This is a genomic window from Streptobacillus notomytis (assembly GCF_001902585.1).
GTDB classification, from domain to species: domain Bacteria; phylum Fusobacteriota; class Fusobacteriia; order Fusobacteriales; family Leptotrichiaceae; genus Streptobacillus; species Streptobacillus notomytis.
This window is the reverse complement of the sequence record NZ_LKKV01000123.1, coordinates 68217-89970: the sequence shown is the minus strand read 5'-3', so window position 1 is coordinate 89970 and position 21754 is coordinate 68217. Positions and strand designations below refer to the sequence as shown.

16 protein-coding genes are annotated in these 21754 nt (G+C 25.2%); all 16 read left to right on the top strand.

Features of this window, described 5'->3' with window-relative positions; translation table 11 throughout:
* The first annotated feature begins 65 nt into the window (after window positions 1-65).
* The 16 genes from hemW to BUE91_RS06470 all read left to right on the top strand — a co-directional run bounded on the left by hemW (window position 66) and on the right by BUE91_RS06470 (window position 21752).
* Complete coding sequence (gene hemW, locus BUE91_RS06545) at window positions 66-1148, top strand: radical SAM family heme chaperone HemW (protein WP_073508345.1); 1083 nt, start codon at window positions 66-68, stop codon at window positions 1146-1148.
* A gap of 9 nt (window positions 1149-1157) precedes the next feature.
* A complete protein-coding gene (locus BUE91_RS06540) occupies window positions 1158-2033 on the top strand; it encodes a DMT family transporter (protein ID WP_073508344.1) in 876 nt (291 codons plus the stop codon).
* 3 nt (window positions 2034-2036) lie between these two features.
* Complete coding sequence (locus tag BUE91_RS06535; protein ID WP_073508343.1) at window positions 2037-3752, top strand: ABC transporter ATP-binding protein; 1716 nt, start codon at window positions 2037-2039, stop codon at window positions 3750-3752.
* A complete protein-coding gene (locus tag BUE91_RS06530; RefSeq protein ID WP_073508342.1) occupies window positions 3745-5466 on the top strand; it encodes an ABC transporter ATP-binding protein in 1722 nt (573 codons plus the stop codon). The genes BUE91_RS06535 and BUE91_RS06530 overlap by 8 nt, the downstream gene beginning before the upstream one ends.
* 9 nt (window positions 5467-5475) lie before the next feature.
* Complete coding sequence (locus BUE91_RS06525) at window positions 5476-5931, top strand: thioredoxin family protein (RefSeq protein WP_066900218.1); 456 nt, start codon at window positions 5476-5478, stop codon at window positions 5929-5931.
* Between the two features lie 11 nt (window positions 5932-5942).
* Entirely contained in the window at window positions 5943-8528 is a 2586-nt protein-coding gene (gene polA, locus BUE91_RS06520; RefSeq protein ID WP_073508341.1) for a DNA polymerase I, read from the top strand.
* A gap of 23 nt (window positions 8529-8551) precedes the next feature.
* Window positions 8552-9214 carry an HAD family hydrolase gene (locus BUE91_RS06515; RefSeq protein WP_073508340.1) on the top strand — a complete coding sequence of 221 codons (663 nt, stop codon included), beginning with the start codon at window positions 8552-8554 and terminating at the stop codon, window positions 9212-9214.
* Window positions 9215-9224: 10 nt separating this feature from the next.
* Window positions 9225-10112, top strand: coding sequence for an RluA family pseudouridine synthase (locus BUE91_RS06510; protein ID WP_073508339.1), 888 nt, complete (start codon window positions 9225-9227; stop codon window positions 10110-10112).
* A gap of 252 nt (window positions 10113-10364) precedes the next feature.
* Window positions 10365-11420 (top strand): ThiF family adenylyltransferase, encoded by a 1056-nt coding sequence (locus tag BUE91_RS06505; protein ID WP_073508338.1) that lies wholly within the window; start codon window positions 10365-10367, stop codon window positions 11418-11420.
* Complete coding sequence (locus BUE91_RS06500; protein WP_083573816.1) at window positions 11417-12607, top strand: MFS transporter; 1191 nt, start codon at window positions 11417-11419, stop codon at window positions 12605-12607. The genes BUE91_RS06505 and BUE91_RS06500 overlap by 4 nt, the downstream gene beginning before the upstream one ends.
* A 128-nt stretch (window positions 12608-12735) precedes the next feature.
* Window positions 12736-15018 carry a Tex family protein gene (locus tag BUE91_RS06495; protein WP_073508337.1) on the top strand — a complete coding sequence of 761 codons (2283 nt, stop codon included), beginning with the start codon at window positions 12736-12738 and terminating at the stop codon, window positions 15016-15018.
* Between the two features lie 8 nt (window positions 15019-15026).
* Complete coding sequence (gene ileS, locus BUE91_RS06490; RefSeq protein ID WP_073508357.1) at window positions 15027-17813, top strand: isoleucine--tRNA ligase; 2787 nt, start codon at window positions 15027-15029, stop codon at window positions 17811-17813.
* A 1-nt stretch (window position 17814) separates the two neighbouring features.
* Window positions 17815-18276: a signal peptidase II gene (gene lspA / locus BUE91_RS06485; protein WP_073508336.1), complete on the top strand. Its 462-nt coding sequence runs from the start codon at window positions 17815-17817 to the stop codon at window positions 18274-18276.
* A gap of 21 nt (window positions 18277-18297) precedes the next feature.
* Window positions 18298-19179 carry a glycine--tRNA ligase subunit alpha gene (gene glyQ, locus BUE91_RS06480; protein ID WP_066900239.1) on the top strand — a complete coding sequence of 294 codons (882 nt, stop codon included), beginning with the start codon at window positions 18298-18300 and terminating at the stop codon, window positions 19177-19179.
* Window positions 19179-21185 carry a glycine--tRNA ligase subunit beta gene (gene glyS, locus BUE91_RS06475; protein ID WP_073508335.1) on the top strand — a complete coding sequence of 669 codons (2007 nt, stop codon included), beginning with the start codon at window positions 19179-19181 and terminating at the stop codon, window positions 21183-21185. Before glyQ ends, glyS begins: the two co-directional genes overlap by 1 nt.
* A gap of 15 nt (window positions 21186-21200) precedes the next feature.
* Window positions 21201-21752 carry a hypothetical protein gene (locus BUE91_RS06470; RefSeq protein ID WP_066900244.1) on the top strand — a complete coding sequence of 184 codons (552 nt, stop codon included), beginning with the start codon at window positions 21201-21203 and terminating at the stop codon, window positions 21750-21752.
* Window positions 21753-21754: the final 2 nt, after the last annotated feature.

The following is a 21754-nucleotide window of genomic DNA, read 5'->3' as shown; positions in this document are numbered from 1 at the left end:
ATTACCATAAGATTTTGTATGTTTTTTGTAGAAAATTATGGTATATTTTTATATATTGGAGAAATATGAAAAATATAACAGGAATATATATACATGTGCCTTTTTGTAATAAGAGATGTCATTATTGTGATTTTCATGTCTTTATAAATATGAATGATAAGATAGAAAGATATGTAGAATATGTTATTAAGGAAATAAAACTATATCCAGAATATATATACGATACTATATACTTTGGAGGAGGAACACCTTCTTTACTTAATGGAGAGCAAATAAGAAAAATACTAGATAATTTAAAGAAAACTGATAATGCTGAAATAACTTTAGAATTAAATCCTAGTGATATGGATTTAGAAAAACTTAAATATATTAAAAATGCAGGAATAAATAGATTAAGTATAGGTTTTCAAAGTTTTAATGATGATATGCTTAAATTTATGAATAGAGATCATAGTTCTAAAAAAGCTATAGAGACTTATAAAAATGCTAGAATTGCTGGATTTGATAATATTTCACTCGATTTAATATTTTCAGTACCTAATCAAGATATGGAAATGTTGGAAAATGATTTAGATAAATTTTTAGAACTTTCCCCTGAACATCTTTCTATATATTCTCTGATATGGGAAGAGGGAACTAATTTTACAAAAAGGCTTGAAAAAGGAGAATTAAAAGCATTAGATGAAGATCTAGAGGCAGATATGTTTCTTAAAATACAAGAAAGACTTGTTGGTAGTGGATATGATCATTATGAAATATCTTCATTTTGTAAAAATGGAAGAGAGAGTAAGCATAATACTAAATATTGGAATAACACAGAATATGTAGGTGTTGGAGTAAATGCTACAAGTTTTTATAACGGACAAAGATTTGCAAAGGTTAAATCTTTAGCCAGGTATTATAGGTTAATAGATCAAAATATTATTCCTATAGAGGAAAAAACTATAGAGATAGTAGATGAAGTAGAACTTGAAAATTTAAAATATATTTTAGGATTAAGAATGCTAATAAGAGGAGTAGAGTATACGCCTAATAAAAAAATTGATAAATTAATAGAAAAAGGTTTAATAGAAAAATTTGATGATAGAATAAAATTAACTAGTAAAGGTGTTTTATTATCTAATGAAGTTTTTGTTGAATTTGTTTAAGGAGTTAAAATGGAAAATAGAAGAAGGTATTATTTGGGAATATTTTTTATATTATTGTCAGCTATAGGTTTTTCAACATTACAGATGATAGTAAAAATGCTTCCACATGTTTCAGTATCCAATAAATTATTTTATAGAAATATAGTAATAATATTTATTACAGGTATGCTTATAAGGTCAAAGGGCATGAGTTTTAGATTAGAAAAAAGTGAATGGAAATTAATGGCAGCAAGATCTATTTTTGGAATTTTAGGAGTAATGATTAATTTTTATACTTTAAAATATATATTACTTGCTGATTCAACTACTATACAGAAATTATCTTCTTTTATTGTTTTAATACTTTCATACTTTTTCTTTAATGAAAAATTTACAAAAGTTCAATTTCTTGCATTGATAATATCTTTTTTTGGAGTAATATTAATAGTAAAACCAGGGAGTTCTAATTTTTCTTTAGGGTACATACTTGCAATACTTGGTGCCTTTTGTGCTTCATTTGCATATATTTGTATTAGGGCTTTGGTTATAAGGGGGAGGGTTAAACCTCTTATTATAATTTTTTATTTTTCATTATTTAGTACATTAATATTATTACCAGAAGTATTAATAAATAGAATTTCTTTTGATTCAAAGACCACAGTATTATTAATTGGAATAGGTATATTTGGAGCAATTGGTCAATATGGAATAACTTTTGCATATAATTTTGCACCTGCAAAAGAGATTTCAGTATTTGAGTATACACAAGTAATATTTTCATCAATTTTAGGATTGGTATTTTTAGGAGAATTTCCAGATAAATATAGTATTATGGGATATTTAATCATAATATTAACAGGTATTATTATATATAGATATAACCTTGTAAGAGAAGGAGGAAAATAAGATATGATAAATAAATTACTTTGGAAAAGAAAATGGAAAATTCTTTTTGCCTCTATATTAAGTTTAATAATAATGTTATTTACTATGTTACCTTTAGATTATTTAGGAGAAATAGTAGATGGTATAAATAATAAGAGTATGAGTATGTCTCAAATAAAATATAAGATTTTATTAATGATTATAATGGCTATAGTTTACTATATTGTTCAGTGTATTTATGAATACTATGTTTTTATAAACTATCCTGAAATTATATATGAAATTCAAAGGGCTATATTAGAAAAGGTGTTAAAACAAAATCCACAAATATTTAAAAAATTTAGTGTTGGAGAAATTTTAAGTAGGATAATAGGAGATGTTGAAGAATATATATCAGGATATTTTTCATGGGGCCTTTATTGTTTTACAAGAGGAATATTGGGGGTATTAATAATTTTTATATTCATTTTATTTAAAATAGATTTAGTATTTGTTATTTTAATAAATATTCCATATTTATTATCAAGCTTTATTATAATCCTAAAAAAAGAAAAATATGAGAACCTTTATTTAAAAATGACTGAAAAATTTGATGATATATCTGAAAAAACACTTGAAAGTATTAAGGGAGTAAGGATAGTTAGAACATACAATCTATTATCAAAAATTTCAAAAGAATTTGAAGATAATGTATTAAAATATGCTAAGTTACATTTAAATTATTCTATGAGAAGTATATATGGTCATGGTCTTAATATAATTTCTGTAGGATTTTCATATTTTACTTTAATAATTTATGGATATTATCAATATGTTAACGGTAATATTACTTTTGGAACAATAATTTCAGTTTCCCTTATAATGTTTTTAATGCCTTGGCCATACACTGTATTTGCAAGCTTTTTTATTGCTCATTTTGATATGAAAATTGGATATGATAGGATAAAAGATATATTGAATATGGATGAGAAATTAATTAATGAAAATGGTAGAAAATTAAAATTTTCAGATAGAATAGAGTTTAAGAATTTTTCTTTTTCATATGATGATGAACAGGTATTAAAAAATATCAACCTAATAATAAATAAAGGGGACACTATAGGTATAGTTGGTAAAACTGGTAGTGGAAAAACTACTCTTATAAAACAACTATTAAGATTTTATGAAGATAGTGAAGGAATATATATAGATGGATTTCCTATAGAAGAATATAATTTAATGTCACTCAGAGAAAATTTTGGTTATTCACCTCAAGAGTATTTCATATTCTCTAAAACTATTAAAGAGAATGTATTATTTAACAGAAAAATAGAAGAAAAATTAGAATACGCTTTAGAAGTAGCAGATTTAAATAAGGATATTAAAGGATTTAAAGATGGAATTAATACTCTTGTTGGAGAAAATGGAGTTTCATTATCTGGGGGACAAAAACAGAGACTATCTATAGCAAGGGCAATAATAAATGATCCTGAAATATTAATATTTGATGATTCTCTTTCAGCCTTAGATATTAGAACTGAAAAAAATATTATTAAAAGATTAAATGATAATAGAAAAGGTAAAACTAATATTATAGTTTCTCATAGAATAAGTAGTGTTATTAATGCTGATAAAATAATAATATTATCTGATGGTGAAATAGAAAATATAGGAACTCATAATGAGTTATTACTTTCTTCAAAATGGTATAAGGAACTTTATGATTACCAAAATAAGAAGGAGGTAGAAGTTTATGAATAAGAAGAATTATTTGTTTGAATTTTTTAAATTTATTAAAAAGGCAAGAAAAGAATATATTATTGGATTAAGTGTATTAATAATAGGGGTTGTTTCAGAAGTTATAGCCATAAAATTAATAGCAGTTGCCTTTGATAAAAAAATAGAAAGTTTTGATTTAAACGAAATATATTTTTTTGTAGGTAAGATAGCTTTAATATATATTTTTTTAAAAATACTTGAAGCAATAACTTTAGTGTATAGAAAAAGAATTTTGCAAAGGGCAGCAAATATTGTATATACGAATATACAAATTTTAATATATAATCATGTTCAAAGATTACCTATTAAATATTTTGATAATATTCCAGCAGGTTCAGTCCTTTCTAAAATTACCTCTGATGTAAAGGCTATTAGAAGTTTTTTTTCTGAAACTCTAGTTTCTATTTTAATAATATTATCTCAATTAGCTGTAATTTATTCTATTATGATATATATTAATTGGAAATTATCATTAATTTTACTTATTTATCTTCCTATTATTTTAATTTTACAAAAATATAATAAAAATTCAACATATAGTTATATATCTGATTTAAGAAAACATTATTCTATTTGTAATGGAAAAGTTAATGAAATGTGTCAAAATTTAGAGATTATAGTAGCATTTAATAATCAAGAGGAAGCACTTAAAGATTGGGATATTTCAGCACAAAATAGGTATAAAAGTGATAAGATTTTAACATTGTTAGAAGCATTTATTAGACATAATGCATTTGACTTTTTAACTAAATTAGTGCAGTTAACTATAATATTTTACTATATATATTCTGCTACATTTAATTTAGGCCTTATAACATCAGGAGACACTCTTGTATTTATTTTCTATATTTCAAATATAGTAAATGGATTAAGTAATTTAACTATGAATTTATCAGAATATTCTAAAGCAAGAGGATCTGCTAAAAATATTTATGAACTATTAAAATTAGATATAGAAAATGAAGATGATTTAATTAAACCTGAAAAAATAGAAGGAAATATTAAATTTGAGAATGTATATTTTTCATATGATGATAAATATGTTTTAAAAGATATTAACTTAGAAATTAAAGAAAATCAAACTGTAGCCTTTATTGGACATACAGGAAGTGGTAAATCGACAATAATGAATTTATTGGTTAAGTTTTATAAAAATCAAAAAGGTAAAATTGAAATATCTGGATTAGACATTAAAGATATAGATACATATACATTAAGAGAGAATGTAGCTATAGTATTACAAGATTCTTTCTTGTTTGAAGGAACTATAGGTGATAATATAAGTGAGGATAAGGAAGTTGCTAGAAGATCTCTTGAAATGGTAGGAGCTAAATATATACTTGATGAAAGAGGTTTAGATGGTGTAGTTATGCAAGATGGAAGTAATTTTTCAACTGGAGAAAAACAATTAATATCTCTTGCAAGAGCCCTTGCTAAAGATCCTAAGATATTAATATTGGATGAAGCAACTGCTAATATAGATAGTAAAACAGAGCAAATTATACAACATGGTATAGAAATGCTAAAAAAAAATAGGACGACATTAATAATTGCACATAGACTTTCAACTATTAGAGATGTTGATAAAATATTTGTATTAGATAAAGGTGAGATAGTAGAAAGTGGAAATCATAATGATTTAGTTAAATTAAATGGGTTATATACTAAAATGCTTAAACTAAATAATTCTAAATAAGGAGATAAAATGGCAACATTTAAAGAGTATTTAAGATTTACAGATGAAATAGAGTATATGGACAATCAAGTAAGATTATTAGGTGAAGTAAGTTTATCAGAAGAAAAACAAGAGGAGTTATCAAAGATTGAAAAAGAAGTTAATTTACTTGTTTTTGGACACCCTAAATGTCCAGACTCTTCTATAGTAATAGCTGTTCTTGAAGCTATGAAGAAATTTATTCCTAATATGACTGTGGATTATAGGAAAAGAAGTGAGGATAAGGAATTACTACTACAATATAATCCAGAAGGTAAAATACCTACTCTATTTATTATTGATGGTATTAAGGTTACAAAAATATTTTCAGAATATCCTGAAAGTATTAAACAAAGTATAGAAAATGATGAATTAGAAAAAGAAAAATTTCATAAGGGAATATATAATGATATAATATATGATCAAATATTTAAATATTTAAGATAGGAGTAAAAAATATGAAGAAAATATTGATATTAGATACTAGTGCAATTATGTATAGAGCATATTTTGCTCTTATGAATTTTAGAAATTCAAGTGGAGAGCCTGTAGGAGCTATATTAGGGTTTATAAAACAATTAGAACTTGCACTTTCATATTTTTCTCCAGAATATGTAATAGCAGCTAAAGATGTTAAAAGAATTGAACTTAAAAGACGTGAGATATATAAAGAGTATAAGGAAAATAGAAGTGGTATGCCTGATGAACTGGTTATGCAACTTGATGCTATAGATGGAGTTTTAGAAGGATATGGTATTAAGATAGTTAAAGTTCCAAGTTATGAAGCTGATGATGTAATAGCATCTATTTCTAAAAAATATTCTGAAGATTATGAAATAATAATTCTTACAGGAGATAAGGATTTAGCCCAGCTTATAAATAAAAATACTTCTGTTGCACTTTTAGGTAAAAAGGATGAAAATGAACCATATAAGATAATTAAAAATGATGAAGATGTAATAGAATATTTAGGAGTTAAATCTCATCAAATTAAAGACTTGTTTGGATTAATAGGTGATAGTAGTGATGGTATACCAGGAGTTTCTGGTATAGGTCCTAAGACAGGAGCTAAATTAATATTAGAATATGATAACATAGATAATATTTACGCAAACATAGATAATATTAAAGGTACATTACAAAAAAAATTAATAGAATCAAAAGATTTAGCGTATATTAGTAAAAAGCTTGCTACAGTGTTTGATGATCTTGACATAGATTTAAATATAGAAGATGCTAAAGTTTGTGAAAAAAATTTCGATAAGTTATCAGAAATATATTTAAAGTATGAATTAAGAAAAGAATATGAAAAATTAGTTAAAAATAAGCCTAAAATAGATCTTAAAATAAAGGAAATAGAATATTCTAACTTACATGATTTCATAACTAAGATTAATAGTGTTAATGAAGAAATTTCACTTTATCTTGGTGAGGAAGGGATAGCCTTTTGTAATAAGGATGAAGTTCATTATACTTTTGATATTTCAGAAGAAATAGGAAATCTTTTTGAAAAGGGTGTAAGTATTAAGGACATTAAAGATGATCTTAATGTTTGTATATATTCAGGTAAGGAATGGAAGAATTTAGGAGTTAATTTTAAAAGATATTTTGATATTTTACTTGCAAGTTTTACTCTAGGTACGGATAAATCTCAGAAAATTGAAACTATGGCATTTGATAAATTGGGAATTTCTATAGAAGAGATAGATAAGAAGATATTAAATAAATTAGCACCAATTAATGCTATAGAGTATAGAAAAAATAGGTTAATAAATATAACTTATGCTATTTTTAAATTAAAAGAAGTATTTATGGATTTACTTGAAAAAGAAAATCAAATTGATATGTACTTAGAAGAAAAAGAATTTACTGATGTTTTAATATACATGGAAAAACAGGGTATAGCTATAGATGAAAAATATTTTGAAAAATATAGTTTAGAACTTGAAATAAAGATAAAAGATATAGAAGATAGAATATATGCTGAAAGTGGAGAAGGTTTTAATATTTCATCACCTAAACAATTAGGAGAAATCTTATTTGAAAAAATGGGGATAGAAGGTGTTAAGAAGAATAAAAGAGGATATTCAACTGATGCTGAAGTACTTGAATTACTTAAAGATAGGGGTATTAAAATAGCTGAATTAATACTTGAATATAGAGAACTTGTAAAACTTAGATCAACATATGTGGAACCCTTATTAAAGCTTGCAATAGATGGTAGAATACATACAACATATAATCAAACTGGAACAGCTACAGGTAGATTATCATCTAGCAATCCTAATCTTCAAAATATACCGACAAGAACTGATGAGGGTACAAAAATTAGAGAAGGATTTATTGCCTCTAAGGGCATGAAATTAGTATCTTTTGATTATTCTCAAATAGAATTAAGGGTATTAGCTGAGATATCTAAAGATGAAAATTTAATAAATGCGTATAAAAATAATTTAGATTTACATGAATTAACAGCAAGAAAAATATTTATGTTAAAAGATGATGAAAAAGTTAGTAAAATACAAAGAAATATAGCTAAAGTAATAAACTTTTCTGTTCTTTATGGTAAAACACCTTTTGGTTTATCTAAAGAACTTAAAATTACAGTTTCTGATGCTAAGCTATATATAAATACATATTTTAAAGAATATCCTAAAGTAAGGGTCTTACTTGATGATATTATAAAAAAAGCTGAAAAAGATGGTTATGTTGAGACTAAATTTGGAACAAGAAGATATGTTTATGATATTAACTCATCTAATGTTAATATAAAAGAGCAGGCAAAGAGAATGGCAGTAAATACTGTAATTCAGGGGACAGCAGCAAATATTATCAAAAAGGTTATGAAAGAAATATATGATAAGTTATGTAATGAGAATTTTAAAATGTTACTTCAAGTACATGATGAATTAATATTTGAGGTTAGAGAAGATATATATCCTTTTGAAGAAATAAGTAATATTATGCAAAATACTATTCTATTTGATGATGTAATATTAAAAGTAAATGGTAGCGAAGGATATAACTGGGCTGTTCTTAAATAAAATATATGATAAAAGGTGAAAAAATGAAAAAAAAATTAGTGATATTTGATTTAGATGGGACATTACTTAATTCAATATATGCTATAGCTAATGCGACTAATAAGGCACTTATGCATTTTGGGTTAAAGACATATGAAGCAGTGGAATATAATCATTTTGTTGGTAATGGATTAAGAAGATTAGTAGAAATGATAATAGAAAAAGAAAATCATGATAAAAGTGTTAATGAGATTATGGAAGTTTTACTTAAAATATATGATAAGGAATATGACTATAATTTAAAACCATATGATGGTATAGAAAAATTACTTGATTATCTAACATCAAATGATATAAAATTTGCAGTAGTTACTAATAAGGATCAAGATTTAGCGGTTAAATCATGTATGATAGATGAATTGAAATCATATAATTTCTACAAAATAATAGGAGTAGATCCTGATAAAATACATGAAAGAAAACCATCTAATATAAATATTTTAAGACTTAGAGATGAATTAAATTTAAAAAATGAGGAAATACTATTTGTAGGAGATATGTTAGTAGATAAAGAAACTGCTAAAAATTCTAATATAGATTTCATTTATTGTAATTGGGGATTTGGTCAGGTTAAAGGTGAGGAAGGTATAGAAGAAAATACTCGTGTAAGCACAGTAGATGAAATAATAGAAAAATATTTATGCTAAGGAGTATGTGATGTTAGTTGAGGATAGTTTAAATGAAAGAATAGACATATATTTATCTAAAAGAATAGATGAAACTAGAACAAGAATACAAGAGCTTATTAAATCTTGTAATATTTTAGTTAATGGAAAAAAAACTAAGGCTTCATACAAAGTTAACTTTGGAGATGATATTTTTATTGATATACCTAATTTAAAAGAAGTTGATATTATACCACAGGACATAGATATAGATATAGTATATGAGGATAAATACTTAGCTATAATAAATAAATATGCTGGTATGGTAGTTCATCCATCTAAGGGTCATGAAGAAAATACATTAGTTAATGCTATTATGTATAAAATTAAAGATTTATCAGGTATTAATGGAGATTTAAGACCTGGCATAGTTCATAGACTTGATAAAAATACTTCAGGTTTAATTATTATAGCAAAAGATGATAAAACTCATTTTAAATTATCTGAAATGTTTAAAAATAAGGAAATAAAAAAAATATATTATGCTATAGTAAAGGGCAAAGTAAATAAAAAAAGTGGAAAATTAGAAACTATGATAGGAAGAAATCCAAATGATAGAAAGAAAATGGCAGTATTAGGTACAGGTAAACTTGCTATTACTAATTTTGAAGTCATAGATAGTAATGAAAATTTTTCTTTACTTAGGATAAATCTTGAAACAGGAAGAACACATCAAATTAGAGTGCATCTTTCACATTTCTTCTTTCCAATATTAGGAGATGATGTATATGGGAGAAAAGATGAATATGATAGACAGATGCTTCATGCATACAAGTTAGAGGTTACTCATCCTATTACATCAGAAAAAATAGAAGTAATAGGTAATTTTCATAGTGATTTTTTAAAAGCTTTAGAAAATACTAAACTTAAACTTGAATAAAATAAAAATAATTAGTAATGAAAATCAAAGATATTTAAAAAATATTAATAGCAGATATTTTTTAATATATAATATATATTTAATGTATAAATATTTTATATATTTGAACTAATTGACTATTTATATTTTTTATGTTACTCTTATTTCAAGAGGTGATTAGTGATATTTACAGTAGTTAAAAATTAGTGAAATAGCCTATTTTATATAGGCTTTATTTATTATATGGACTTTATTTATATTTAAGGAGGAAAAATGTATAAAATATCTTTGACGACAAGAATGTACAAGGATAGAGATGTTAATATTATCGGTCTTGGTACGAATCAATATTTTGTTGATGATGAAGAAATGGAAATAAGTTTAAAAATTTTATATTTTTTAAAAATACCAAAATGTAATAAAGAAGTTCAAGAATTTTTAAATATCAATGACAATTATTTGAATATTTTTAATAAATTAGTAAAGAAAAGAATTATTACTTCTTTTGAAGAAGTATTTCACGAAGAAAATAGTATATATTTTAAAAATAAACTTTACATTGATTCTATTTACGAAAACACAGATTTTATTTTAAAAAATTTTAAAAAACATAAATTTATAATTTTAGGAACAGGTGGGATTGGAAATTATATTGCTTATGCTCTTAATACATATAATATAAAGGAAATGATACCATTTGATGGAGATTTAATAGAACTTTCAAATCTTAATAGACAAATTTTATTTAAGTTGAAAGATGTAGATAAGTGTAAGGTAACTTGTTTAAAAAATGAATTATATAAAAGAAATGAAAAAAATAAAATAACTACAATTTTAGAATTTGCTAATAAAGTTAATTTAGAAAATCTTATAAAAAAAATTGGGGCAGAAAACACTTTTATTATATTATCTGGAGATAGTAATGGAATATTAGAAGATGTTACAGAAATAGCTGTTAAATATGAAATACCATTTCTTAATATAGGTTATTTAAATGATATTTCAGTAATAGGACCGTTTTATATACCTAGAATTTCATCATGTCCTTTATGCCATAATACATTAAAGGTTAAAAGTGAAATGATATTTAAAGAAAATGATTCTATAAAAGGAATAAACGATATATATACGGCACCATCATCATTTATTAATAATGCTATGGCTTCAAGCATGGCTATGGTTGATATAATTGCATATATGAGTGGTATGTATCAAAAAATAAACTCATACAATAAAAGAATAGGTATTTCTAATAAAACTTTTGAAAAACTTGAAATAATTACTAAAATAGATAGTAGTTGTATATGTTCTGTAGGTGATAGTAAATGAATGGTATTTTAAAGAAAAATCAAATAATTTATTATATCTCAATATTTATGATAGTACTAGCTAGATCATTGCCACATTCGATATTAACAGTGTTATTATTTCAAAAAGGATTAGATATATCGAATATAATATTTATACAATCTTTTTTTAGTTTAGCAATACTATTATTTGAATTTCCAAGTGGGATTTGGGCAGATAGATATTCTCGTAAATTTCTATATCTACTATCTAATACATTTGTTATTGTAACCTTTATTTTAATATATAAATTTTATATCTTATATATTTTAGCGTTAGCTTGGTTTATATATGGATTTTCTGAGGCTACAATAAGTGGGACATTAGATGCTCAAATTATAAATGATATAAAAAGTGAAAATGAAAGTTTACTTAATGGATTTATAAAAAAGTCATCACAAATAATGTTTACAGCTATGATAATAGGGAGTATTTTAGGTTCTTTCTTATACCTTAAAATAGGTTTTAAAATATATTTATTAGGAGCATTATTTATTGCTTTTTCCTTTTTAATAATTCTTATTTTTTTCAAAAATAATCAGGAATCATTAAAGGAAAATGTAAAAATAAAAATGCATTTATTTCAGGTAATTAACGAATTAAAGGCAAATGAAAATTTAAGAATTTATATATTTTTAGGAATTGTAAGTCAAATATATTTTCAAACTCATTTTCAACTTTGGCAAGCTTTATTTTTAACAAAGGGTATAAGTAAAGAAAACTTATATATTTACTACATCTTATTTCAGCTTATAGGGTTTATTTCATACTATTTCCCTATTGAAAAAGCAAAAAATAATATGAAATATATCTATTTTTCTTTTGTTATATTAATGCTAATACCTTTAATTATTTTGTCAACTAATAAATATTTAGTAAGTGTAATATATTTATTAATTTGTTCAGTTTTTACTATACTTGATTATTTCATTACATATAATTTTTCAAAAATTGTATCAAAAGAAAATATTAGTTCTTTAATATCATTAAAAAGTACTACATCAAGAGTTTCATCACTTATTATGTTACTATTATTTAGTTTTATCTTAAGATTTATTAGTTTACAACACTTAATTATAGTTAATTTTATTATAGTTTTTGCTATATTATCAATATCAATATTTAAATTTCATAATAAATTATCTCAAATAGAGGAAAAGAGGATATAATCTGTCTTTTTCTCTTTTATTTTTTTACTGATTAACTTTAATTTATAGTGCTTAAATATCACGCTTTAGCTAGAAATTTTGAAAAAAATGTGATAAAATGGTATGATAGGAAAATAATGGAGGAAAGAATGGAAATTAAAATATTTGAATATGTTTCTAATGAACTTAACATAGGTTTAAAACAAATTATAGAAACTATAAAGCTATATGATGAGGGAGCAACTATTCCCTTTATATCTCGTTATAGAAAAGAATTGACTGGAAATTTAGATGAAGAACAAATTAGAGATTTAGTAGAAAAAATAACATATTATAGAAATCTTGAAAAAAGAAAAGAAGAAGTAATTAGACTTATTGATGAACAGGGTGCATTAACCCCAGAGCTTGAAAAAGCTATTAATGAGGCGACAGTATTACAAAGAGTGGAAGACTTATATATGCCATATAAGAAAAAGAAAAAGACTAAGGCAGATATAGCTATAGAAAATGGATTAGAACCTTTATCTATTTTTGCAAAAGATGCAAAAATTACTATGGAAGCTTTAAGGGAAGAAGCAGGTAAATATATTAATGATAATGTTTTAAGTGTGGAAGAAGCATTAGAGGGTGTTCATTTAATATATGCTCAAAAAATATCAGAGGAAATTACTAATAGAGAATACTTAAGAAATCTACTTGCACAAAAATCTTTAGTTGTTTCTAAATTAATTGAGAAAAATAAAGAACTTGATGAAAAACAAGTATACAAAGATTACTATAACTTTCAAGAAACATATTCTAAAATAGTTACGCATAGAATACTAGCTATTAATAGGGGAGAAAATGAAAAAATCCTAAAGGTAAGTTTAGAAATAGATGAACCTACAAGAGAAGAATTAGTAAATAAGATATATAATATGAATTTTGAAAATAGTAATATTAAACCTTTTTTAATAGATGTAGTAAATGATTCTATAGATAGATTAATGTATCCCTCTATAGAAAATGAACTTAGAAATATTTTAACAGAAAAAGCAGAATTAGAGGCTATAGAAAATTTTGCAACTAATTTAGAAAAGCTGTTATTACAACCACCATTAAATAAAAAAACTATACTAGGGCTTGATCCAGGTTATAGAACAGGGGCAAAACTTGCAATAATTGATAAAGATGGTTTCTTTAAAGAAAGTGATGTAGTTTATTTAGTTAAAGAAATGCACAGTGAAAAACAATTAGAAATTGCAAGAAATAAGATACTTAAATATTTAAGTAAATATGATGTTGATATAGTAGCAATAGGAAATGGAACTGCAAGTCGTGAAACAGAGAGTTTTGTTGCAGAAGTTCTTAAAGAATATAAGGAAAAGAAAGTATCATACATCATAGTTAATGAAGCAGGTGCATCAGTTTATTCAGCATCTAAAGTTGCTGCCGAAGAATTTCCTGAACTTGATGTTACCGTAAGAGGAACTATATCTATTTCAAGAAGATTACAAGATCCACTTGCTGAACTTGTTAAAATAGACCCTAAATCTATAGGTGTTGGAATGTATCAACATGATGTTAATCAAAAGAAATTAAATGAAGAACTTGAACAAACTATAGAAAAAATAGTTAATAAGGTTGGAGTAAATATTAATACTGCAAGTGCTGAACTTTTAAGTTTTGTATCAGGTATTAAGAAAAATATTGCTAAAAATATAGTTGAGTATAGAAAAGAAAATGGAGATTTTAAAAATAGAAAAGAAATTTTAAAAGTAAAAGGACTAGGATCTAAGGCTTTTGAACAATTAGCAGGATTTGTTGTTATACCAAATGGAGAAAATCCTTTAGATAATACAATAATTCACCCTGAATCATATCATATAGCTGAAGAGATTTTAGCTAGTTTTTCTACTTCTGTAAATGAATTAAAATCAGATTTAGAATCTGTAAGAGAAAAACTTAAGTCAGTAGATTTACAAAAGATAATAGAAAAAACAGGTCTTGATAAAACAACTAAAGATGTTTATGAAGCTTTAATTAAAGATAGACGTGATCCAAGAGATGATTTTGATAAACCTCTTTTAAGAGAAGATGTTTTATCTATAGAAGATTTAAAAGCTGGAATGGAACTTGAGGGAACAGTTAGAAATGTTACAAAATTTGGAGCATTTGTTGATATAGGATTAAAAAATGATGCTATGATACATATATCTGAGCTTTCACATTCATTTATTGATGATCCAACTAAGGTATTATCTATAGGTCAAATAATTAAAGTTAGAGTACTTGATATAGATATGCAAAGAGGAAGAGTTGCATTAACAAGAAAAGATCCTAACTTTGTTAAACCTAATAAAAAGAAACAACCAAAGATTAATAAAGAAGAAATACAAAGAAAAAAATTAGAACAACAGCTGATAAATAAGGGATGGAAAATAAAAAAATAGGAGGAAATATGTCAGAAGAAAATAAAGTAGATTATGCAAGTACGCTTAATTTACCTAAAACTAGCTTTAAAATGAAAGCAAATCTTTCTCAAAAAGAACCTTTAACTATAAGAGATTGGGATAAAAATAAAATATATGAAAAATCTTTAGATAATGAAAAACCAACTTTTTTCTTGCATGATGGGCCACCATATGCAAATGGAAATTTACATATAGGTCATGCTATAAATAAGGTGCTTAAAGATATAATATTAAAATATAAGAGATTACAAGGATTTAACGCACCATATATACCAGGGTGGGATACACATGGATTACCTATAGAATGGAAAATGATACAGGAATTAGGTGAAAAAGCTAAGGAAATGTCTTCATTAGAATTAAGAAATGCTTGTAAAAAATATGCTTTAAAATCTGTTGAAATGCAAAAAAAGGATTTTATAAGACTAGGAATCTTAGGAGATTGGAATAATCCATATATTACATTAAATAAAGAATTTGAAGCAGAAGAATTAAGAGTATTTAGGGATATATATGAAAATGGATATATATATAAGGGATTAAAACCAGTTTATTGGTCACCTACTACAGAAACTGCACTTGCAGAAGCAGAAATAGAGTATAAGGATGTAGAATCAGATTCAATATATGTTAAGATGAATTTAACTGATGAATCTAATGAAAAGCTAGGAATAGAAAATTCAGCTATGGTAATATGGACAACTACTCCATGGACTATACCAGCAAACTTAGCTATATCTTTAAATGAAGATTTTGTATACGGGATATATAAAACAGTAAAGGGTAATTTAATATTAAGTAAAACATTAGCTGAAAAAGCATTTGGCGAAATGGGATTAGAATTTGAATTAATAAAAGAGATTTCAGGTAAAGACTTTGAAAGATTAACATATATTCACCCACTATATGATAGGGTTTCTATGTTAATTTTAGGAGATCATGTTACAGAAGATGCTGGTACTGGATGTGTTCATACTGCACCAGGACATGGGGTTGATGATTATAACGTATCATTAAAATATGATATAGGAATATTATCTCCAGTAGATAATAAAGGACATATGACTCATGAAGCACATGGATATGAAGGTCTTTTCTATAGGAAAGCAAATGGTGCTATAATATCTGATCTTGAAAATAGTGGACATTTATTAGGTCATAAAAAAATAGTGCATTCTTATCCTCATGATTGGAGAAGTAAAAAACCTGTAATATTTAGAGCTACAGAACAATGGTTTATAAAAGTTGATGGTGAAGTTAGAGAAAATACTTTAGAAAGATTGGAAGAAGTTGAATTTGTTCCAGCATGGGGAAGAAATAGAATTACTTCTATGATGGAAAATAGACCAGATTGGACTATATCAAGACAAAGAGTTTGGGGAGTTCCTATACCAATTTTCTATAATGCTAAAACTAATGAAGTAGTTTATGAATCAGAAATAATGGCTAGAGTAATAGATTTAGTAGAAAAAGAAGGAACTGATATTTGGTGGAAATATTCAGCTCATGAAATAATAGGAGAAGAATTATTAGTTAAACATAATTTAAAAGATGTAGAATTAAGAAAAGAACAATCAATACTTGATGTATGGTTTGATTCAGGAGTTAGTCATAGAGCAGTGTTAAGACCTAGAGGATATAATATTAGACCTGTAGATCTTTATCTTGAAGGTTCTGATCAACATAGAGGTTGGTTCCAATCATCATTACTTACATCAGTAGCTTCTACATTTGATTCGCCTTATAAGAAATTATTAACGCATGGTTTTGTTATGGATGGACAAGGTAGAAAGATGTCTAAATCATTAGGTAATACTATAACTCCTAAAGATATTATAGATGTACATGGTGCAGATATATTAAGACTTTGGGTTTCAAGTGTTGATTATAGAGAAGATGTTAGAATTTCTGATAATATAATACAACAAATGACAGATTCATATAGAAAAATAAGAAATACTGCAAGATATTTATTAGGTAATATAAATGATTTTGATAGAAATAGTAAGGTAGCTTATGAGGATATGTTAGAAATAGATAAATGGGCTATGCATAAATTAGAAGAATTAAAAGAAAAGGTTGCGAAACATTATGAAAATTATGAATTTTATTCATTGTTCCAAGAAATACTTTACTTCTGTTCTGTTGATATGTCATCATTTTATCTTGATATAATAAAAGATAGATTATACTGTGAATATAAAGATTCATTAGAAAGAAGATCAGCACAAACTGTATTAGTAGATATTTTAGATGTTTTAGTAAGAATAATATCACCAGTATTATCATTTACAGCAGAAGAGATTTGGGAAAGACTTGATTATGTTGGTAAAGAAGAAAGTGTTCATTTATCTAAGTGGATAGAAGCTAAACCAGAACATATAAATGAAGAAATTGCTAAGAGATGGCAAATATTAGGAGAACTTAGAAAAGAAGTTAATAAGAAAATAGAAAAAGAAAGACAAAATGGTTCTATAGGATTATCTCTTGATGCAAGAGTATTAATTAAAGTAACTAATGATAAATATGAATTTATTAAAGAATACTCTAGTTGGGATATATCAGATATATTCCTTGTATCACAGGTTGAGTTTACAAATACTGAAGAATTAGAAAAAACTGATTTAGAAGGATTTGAAGTTAAAATTATAAAAGCTTTAGGTAAGAAATGTGAAAGATGTTGGAAATATTCTGAAGAAGTTGGACAAGATTTAGAATATCCAGATGTTACATTAAGAGATGCTAAGGTATTAAGAATGTTGAAAGGACAATAATATGCAATACATATTTTTAATATTAATATATATAGTATTAGTATTTATTGATCAGATTACTAAACATTTAATGTATGTTATTTCTAATGCCCAAATTGGTTATTCTATATATGTTTTAGGAGATTTTTTCAAGTTAACATATATAGAAAATCATGGAGGAGTATTTGGAATTTTTCAGGGTCATATTATTGTATTTACAATAATTAGTACCCTACTTATAACATACATCATATATACAGAATGGCATAATTTTTTAAAGGCAGATTTCATAAAAAAAATTGCAATAATATTTATTGCTTCAGGTGCAACTGGTAATATGATAGATAGGTTCTTTAGAGGTTATGTTATAGACATGATAGATTTTAGAGGAATTTGGCAATTCATATTCAATGTTGCTGATTTATACGTACATATAGGAATATATATTCTTATACTTATGTACCTGCTAAAAAAAGAAAAATAAGTATGAAGAAAGGGAAAAATTATGTATTTTCAGGATATAATACTAACACTTCAAAAATATTGGAGTGATCAAGGTTGTATAATAAGTAATCCATATGATGTTGAAACAGGTGCAGGAACTTTTAATCCAGATACATTTTTAATGTCTTTAGGGCCTGAACCTTGGAATGTTGCTTATGTTGAACCATCAAGAAGACCTAAAGATGGAAGATATGGACAAAATCCAAATAGGGTGTATCAACATCATCAATTTCAAGTGATAATGAAACCATCACCTGATAATATACAAGAACTTTATCTTAAAAGTTTAGAAGCTTTAGGGATAGATATTAAAAATCATGATATTAGATTTGTTGAGGATAACTGGGAATCTCCAACTCTTGGAGCATGGGGTCTTGGTTGGGAAGTGTGGTTAGATGGAATGGAAATTACACAATTTACATACTTTCAACAAGTAGGAGGTATAGAAGTTGATATAACTCCTTCTGAGATTACTTATGGACTTGAAAGAATAGCATTGTACTTACAAAATAAAGAAAATGTTTATGATTTAGAGTGGACTAAGGGTGTAAAATATGGTGAAAGAAGATTCCAGTATGAGTATGAAATGAGTAAATACAGTTTTGAAGTTAGTGATAATAGTATGAATTTTACCTTATTTGATATGTATGAAAAAGAAGCTAATAACTGTATAAATCATAAATTAGTTCTTCCAGCATATGATTATGTTCTTAAATGTTCTCATACATTTAACAACTTAGATGCAAGAGGAGCTATATCAACTACTGAAAGAATGTCATATATTTTAAGAGTTAGAGACTTAGCTAAAAAATGTGCTGAAATATTTGTTAAAACTCGTGAGGATTTAGGTCATCCGCTTTTAAAAAAAGGGGGTAATAAATAATGAGATTTCTATTTGAAATAGGTGTTGAAGAACTACCTTCAAGATATGTAGATAAAGCAAGTGATGATATGCTAGAGATATTTAAAAAGGAATTAATAGAATTTAGAATAGAATTTTCTGGAGAAAAGAAGTATAATTCACCTAGAAGAATAGCTATATACTTTGAAAATATTGCAGATATGCAAAAAGATTTCTATGAGAAAAAAACAGGACCATCTACTTCTGTTGCATATAAAGATGGAAAGCTTACTAAAGCAGCATTAGGGTTTTTAAATTCTCAAAATTTAACTGAATCTGATTTGAAAATAGAAAAAACAGATAAGGGTGAATACATTTATGTAGAAAAGAATATTAAGGGTATAGAAAGCTTTAAGGTTTTACCTGAACTTATGGAAAAGGTAATTAAATCACTTGATTTTGATAAGACAATGAAATGGAGTGATAAATCATTTAGGTTTGCAAGACCCATTAAATGGATAGTTGCAACTTTAGATGATAAGGTAATTGACTTTACTTTTGAGGGTATTAAAGCAGGTAATATTTCAAGGGGTATGAGATTATTTGGTGGTCAAGAAGTTTTAATTGATGATAGTAGAAAATATGAAGATATTTTATTAAATGAGTATGTAGTAGTAGATGCTTTAAAAAGACGTGAAATGGTGCAAGATAGTATTAAGGATAACTGTGAAAAAAACGGAGATAAAGTAATAGTAAATAAATATTTACTTGATGAGGTAGTAAACCTTGTTGAATATCCTTATGCTATTTGTGGAGAATTTAATAAAGATTATTTAGAATTACCAGAAGATATTATAACTATAACAATGGAAACACATCAAAGATACTTTCCAGTTAAAAATTCTGAGGGTAAATTAACTAATAAATTTGTATTAATTAGAAATGCACCTGAATATTCAGAATTAGTTAAAAAAGGTAATGAAAAGGTTATAGAGCCAAGACTTGCTGATGCTAAATTTTTCTTTGATGAGGATTTAAAGATAAATCTTAGTGATAATGTAGAAAAACTTAAAAATGTAACTTTTCAAAAAGATATGGGAACTATATTTGAAAAAATGAAAAGAAGTCAAAAAATTGCTAAGTATTTAATAGAAAAATTAAATTTAGAAAATAGTGAAGATATTTTAAGAACAATATATCTATCAAAAGCTGATCTAGTAAGTAATGTAATTAATGAAAAAGAGTTTACTAAATTACAAGGATTTATGGGTTCTATATATGCAAAAAAACAAGGAGAAAAACAAGAAGTTGCTAAGGGTATATTTGAACATTATTTACCAAGATTTCAAGGAGATATATTACCAGAAACTATTGAGGGAACTATATCTTCTATAGCTGATAAATTAGATACTTTAGTAGGAGCATTTTCTGTTAATTTAATTCCCACAAGTTCTAAGGATCCATATGCACTTAGACGTGCAACTAATGGACTTCTTTTAACTGCATTTAATAAAAATCTTAATATTGATTATGTAGATATGGTTAATAAGGCACTTGAAATATTTGGTGAAGATAAGAAAATATTAAATGAGAAGGCAAAGGAAAATATTTTAGACTTTGTTAAACAAAGACTTGAGGCAATACTTGCTCTAGATTTTTCTAAAAATTTAATTTCTTATCAAATTAATAATGTTACATCTATTGTAGATATTAAAGATAGATTAATTAAACTTTCAGAACTTGAAAAAGGTGAGAATTTTGAAATATTAATTAATTTAATTAAGAGATTAAAAAATATTTCAAAAGAAGTTAGTGTAAATTTAAATATATATCTATTTGAGAATGAAGAAGAAAAAGAATTATATAATCTTTCACAGAATTTAAGTGGAGATTTTAATGATATAGATATGTTAATTGATAAAAAGGATATAATTAACAGTTTTTTTGAAAAAGTAATAATAAATGTTAAAGATGAAGTTATTAAAAATAATAGAATAGCTTTAATTAATGAGATGTTAAATAAAGTAAATAAACTAATACAAGTATAATATAAAGGAGGAGAAATGAAAAAATTAATCTTACTTATATCTTTAATTGGAGTAGTTTCTTCTCCAATTGAATTAAAAAAGGAAATTAATGTATTTGAAGATGAGGAAATAGTAAAAAGATATATAGAACATTTAGAAGATGTTGATATTAATGACTATCTACCATATGTAAATGCAAATGATTTAATTGCTGAAGTTTATCAACCCAATAACAATGTTATAAACTCTATTAGTGATAAAAATATTATAGATGGATCTTTTAAAGTAATTCAAAAATTTGATTTTGATGTTAAACATTTAAAGAATATAATTAAAAAAGAATTGTCTACTGAATTATCAGATAAAATTGATAAAAGCATATTAGATTTGTCAAAATATACAAGTATTGAATCCTTATTTTTCGACGGAAATAATGATTTAAAAAAATTAAATGATCTAAAAAAAGATTTAGTTGATTTTGCAAATGAAAAATTAAAAATATATGGAGAACTTTTAAAAGGTGAATATATAAATAATGAAAATAATGCAGAAGTATATAATAATGTTATTGAGTTAGAATTGGAATAGGG

Excerpts from the sequence above, each read along its gene's own strand:
- ileS (WP_073508357.1), top strand. The coding sequence starts at position 15,027 with ATGTCAGAAGAAAATAAAGTAGATTATGCAAGTACGCTTAATTTACCT.
- glyS (WP_073508335.1), top strand. The coding sequence starts at position 19,179 with ATGAGATTTCTATTTGAAATAGGTGTTGAAGAACTACCTTCAAGATAT.
- lspA (WP_073508336.1), top strand. The coding sequence starts at position 17,815 with ATGCAATACATATTTTTAATATTAATATATATAGTATTAGTATTTATT.
- polA (WP_073508341.1), top strand. The coding sequence starts at position 5,943 with ATGAAGAAAATATTGATATTAGATACTAGTGCAATTATGTATAGAGCA.
- BUE91_RS06535 (WP_073508343.1), top strand. The coding sequence starts at position 2,037 with ATGATAAATAAATTACTTTGGAAAAGAAAATGGAAAATTCTTTTTGCC.
- BUE91_RS06470 (WP_066900244.1), top strand. The coding sequence starts at position 21,201 with ATGAAAAAATTAATCTTACTTATATCTTTAATTGGAGTAGTTTCTTCT.
- BUE91_RS06525 (WP_066900218.1), top strand. The coding sequence starts at position 5,476 with ATGGCAACATTTAAAGAGTATTTAAGATTTACAGATGAAATAGAGTAT.
- BUE91_RS06500 (WP_083573816.1), top strand. The coding sequence starts at position 11,417 with ATGAATGGTATTTTAAAGAAAAATCAAATAATTTATTATATCTCAATA.
- BUE91_RS06540 (WP_073508344.1), top strand. The coding sequence starts at position 1,158 with ATGGAAAATAGAAGAAGGTATTATTTGGGAATATTTTTTATATTATTG.
- BUE91_RS06515 (WP_073508340.1), top strand. The coding sequence starts at position 8,552 with ATGAAAAAAAAATTAGTGATATTTGATTTAGATGGGACATTACTTAAT.
- glyQ (WP_066900239.1), top strand. The coding sequence starts at position 18,298 with ATGTATTTTCAGGATATAATACTAACACTTCAAAAATATTGGAGTGAT.
- BUE91_RS06510 (WP_073508339.1), top strand. The coding sequence starts at position 9,225 with ATGTTAGTTGAGGATAGTTTAAATGAAAGAATAGACATATATTTATCT.
- hemW (WP_073508345.1), top strand. The coding sequence starts at position 66 with ATGAAAAATATAACAGGAATATATATACATGTGCCTTTTTGTAATAAG.
- BUE91_RS06495 (WP_073508337.1), top strand. The coding sequence starts at position 12,736 with ATGGAAATTAAAATATTTGAATATGTTTCTAATGAACTTAACATAGGT.
- BUE91_RS06505 (WP_073508338.1), top strand. The coding sequence starts at position 10,365 with ATGTATAAAATATCTTTGACGACAAGAATGTACAAGGATAGAGATGTT.
- BUE91_RS06530 (WP_073508342.1), top strand. The coding sequence starts at position 3,745 with ATGAATAAGAAGAATTATTTGTTTGAATTTTTTAAATTTATTAAAAAG.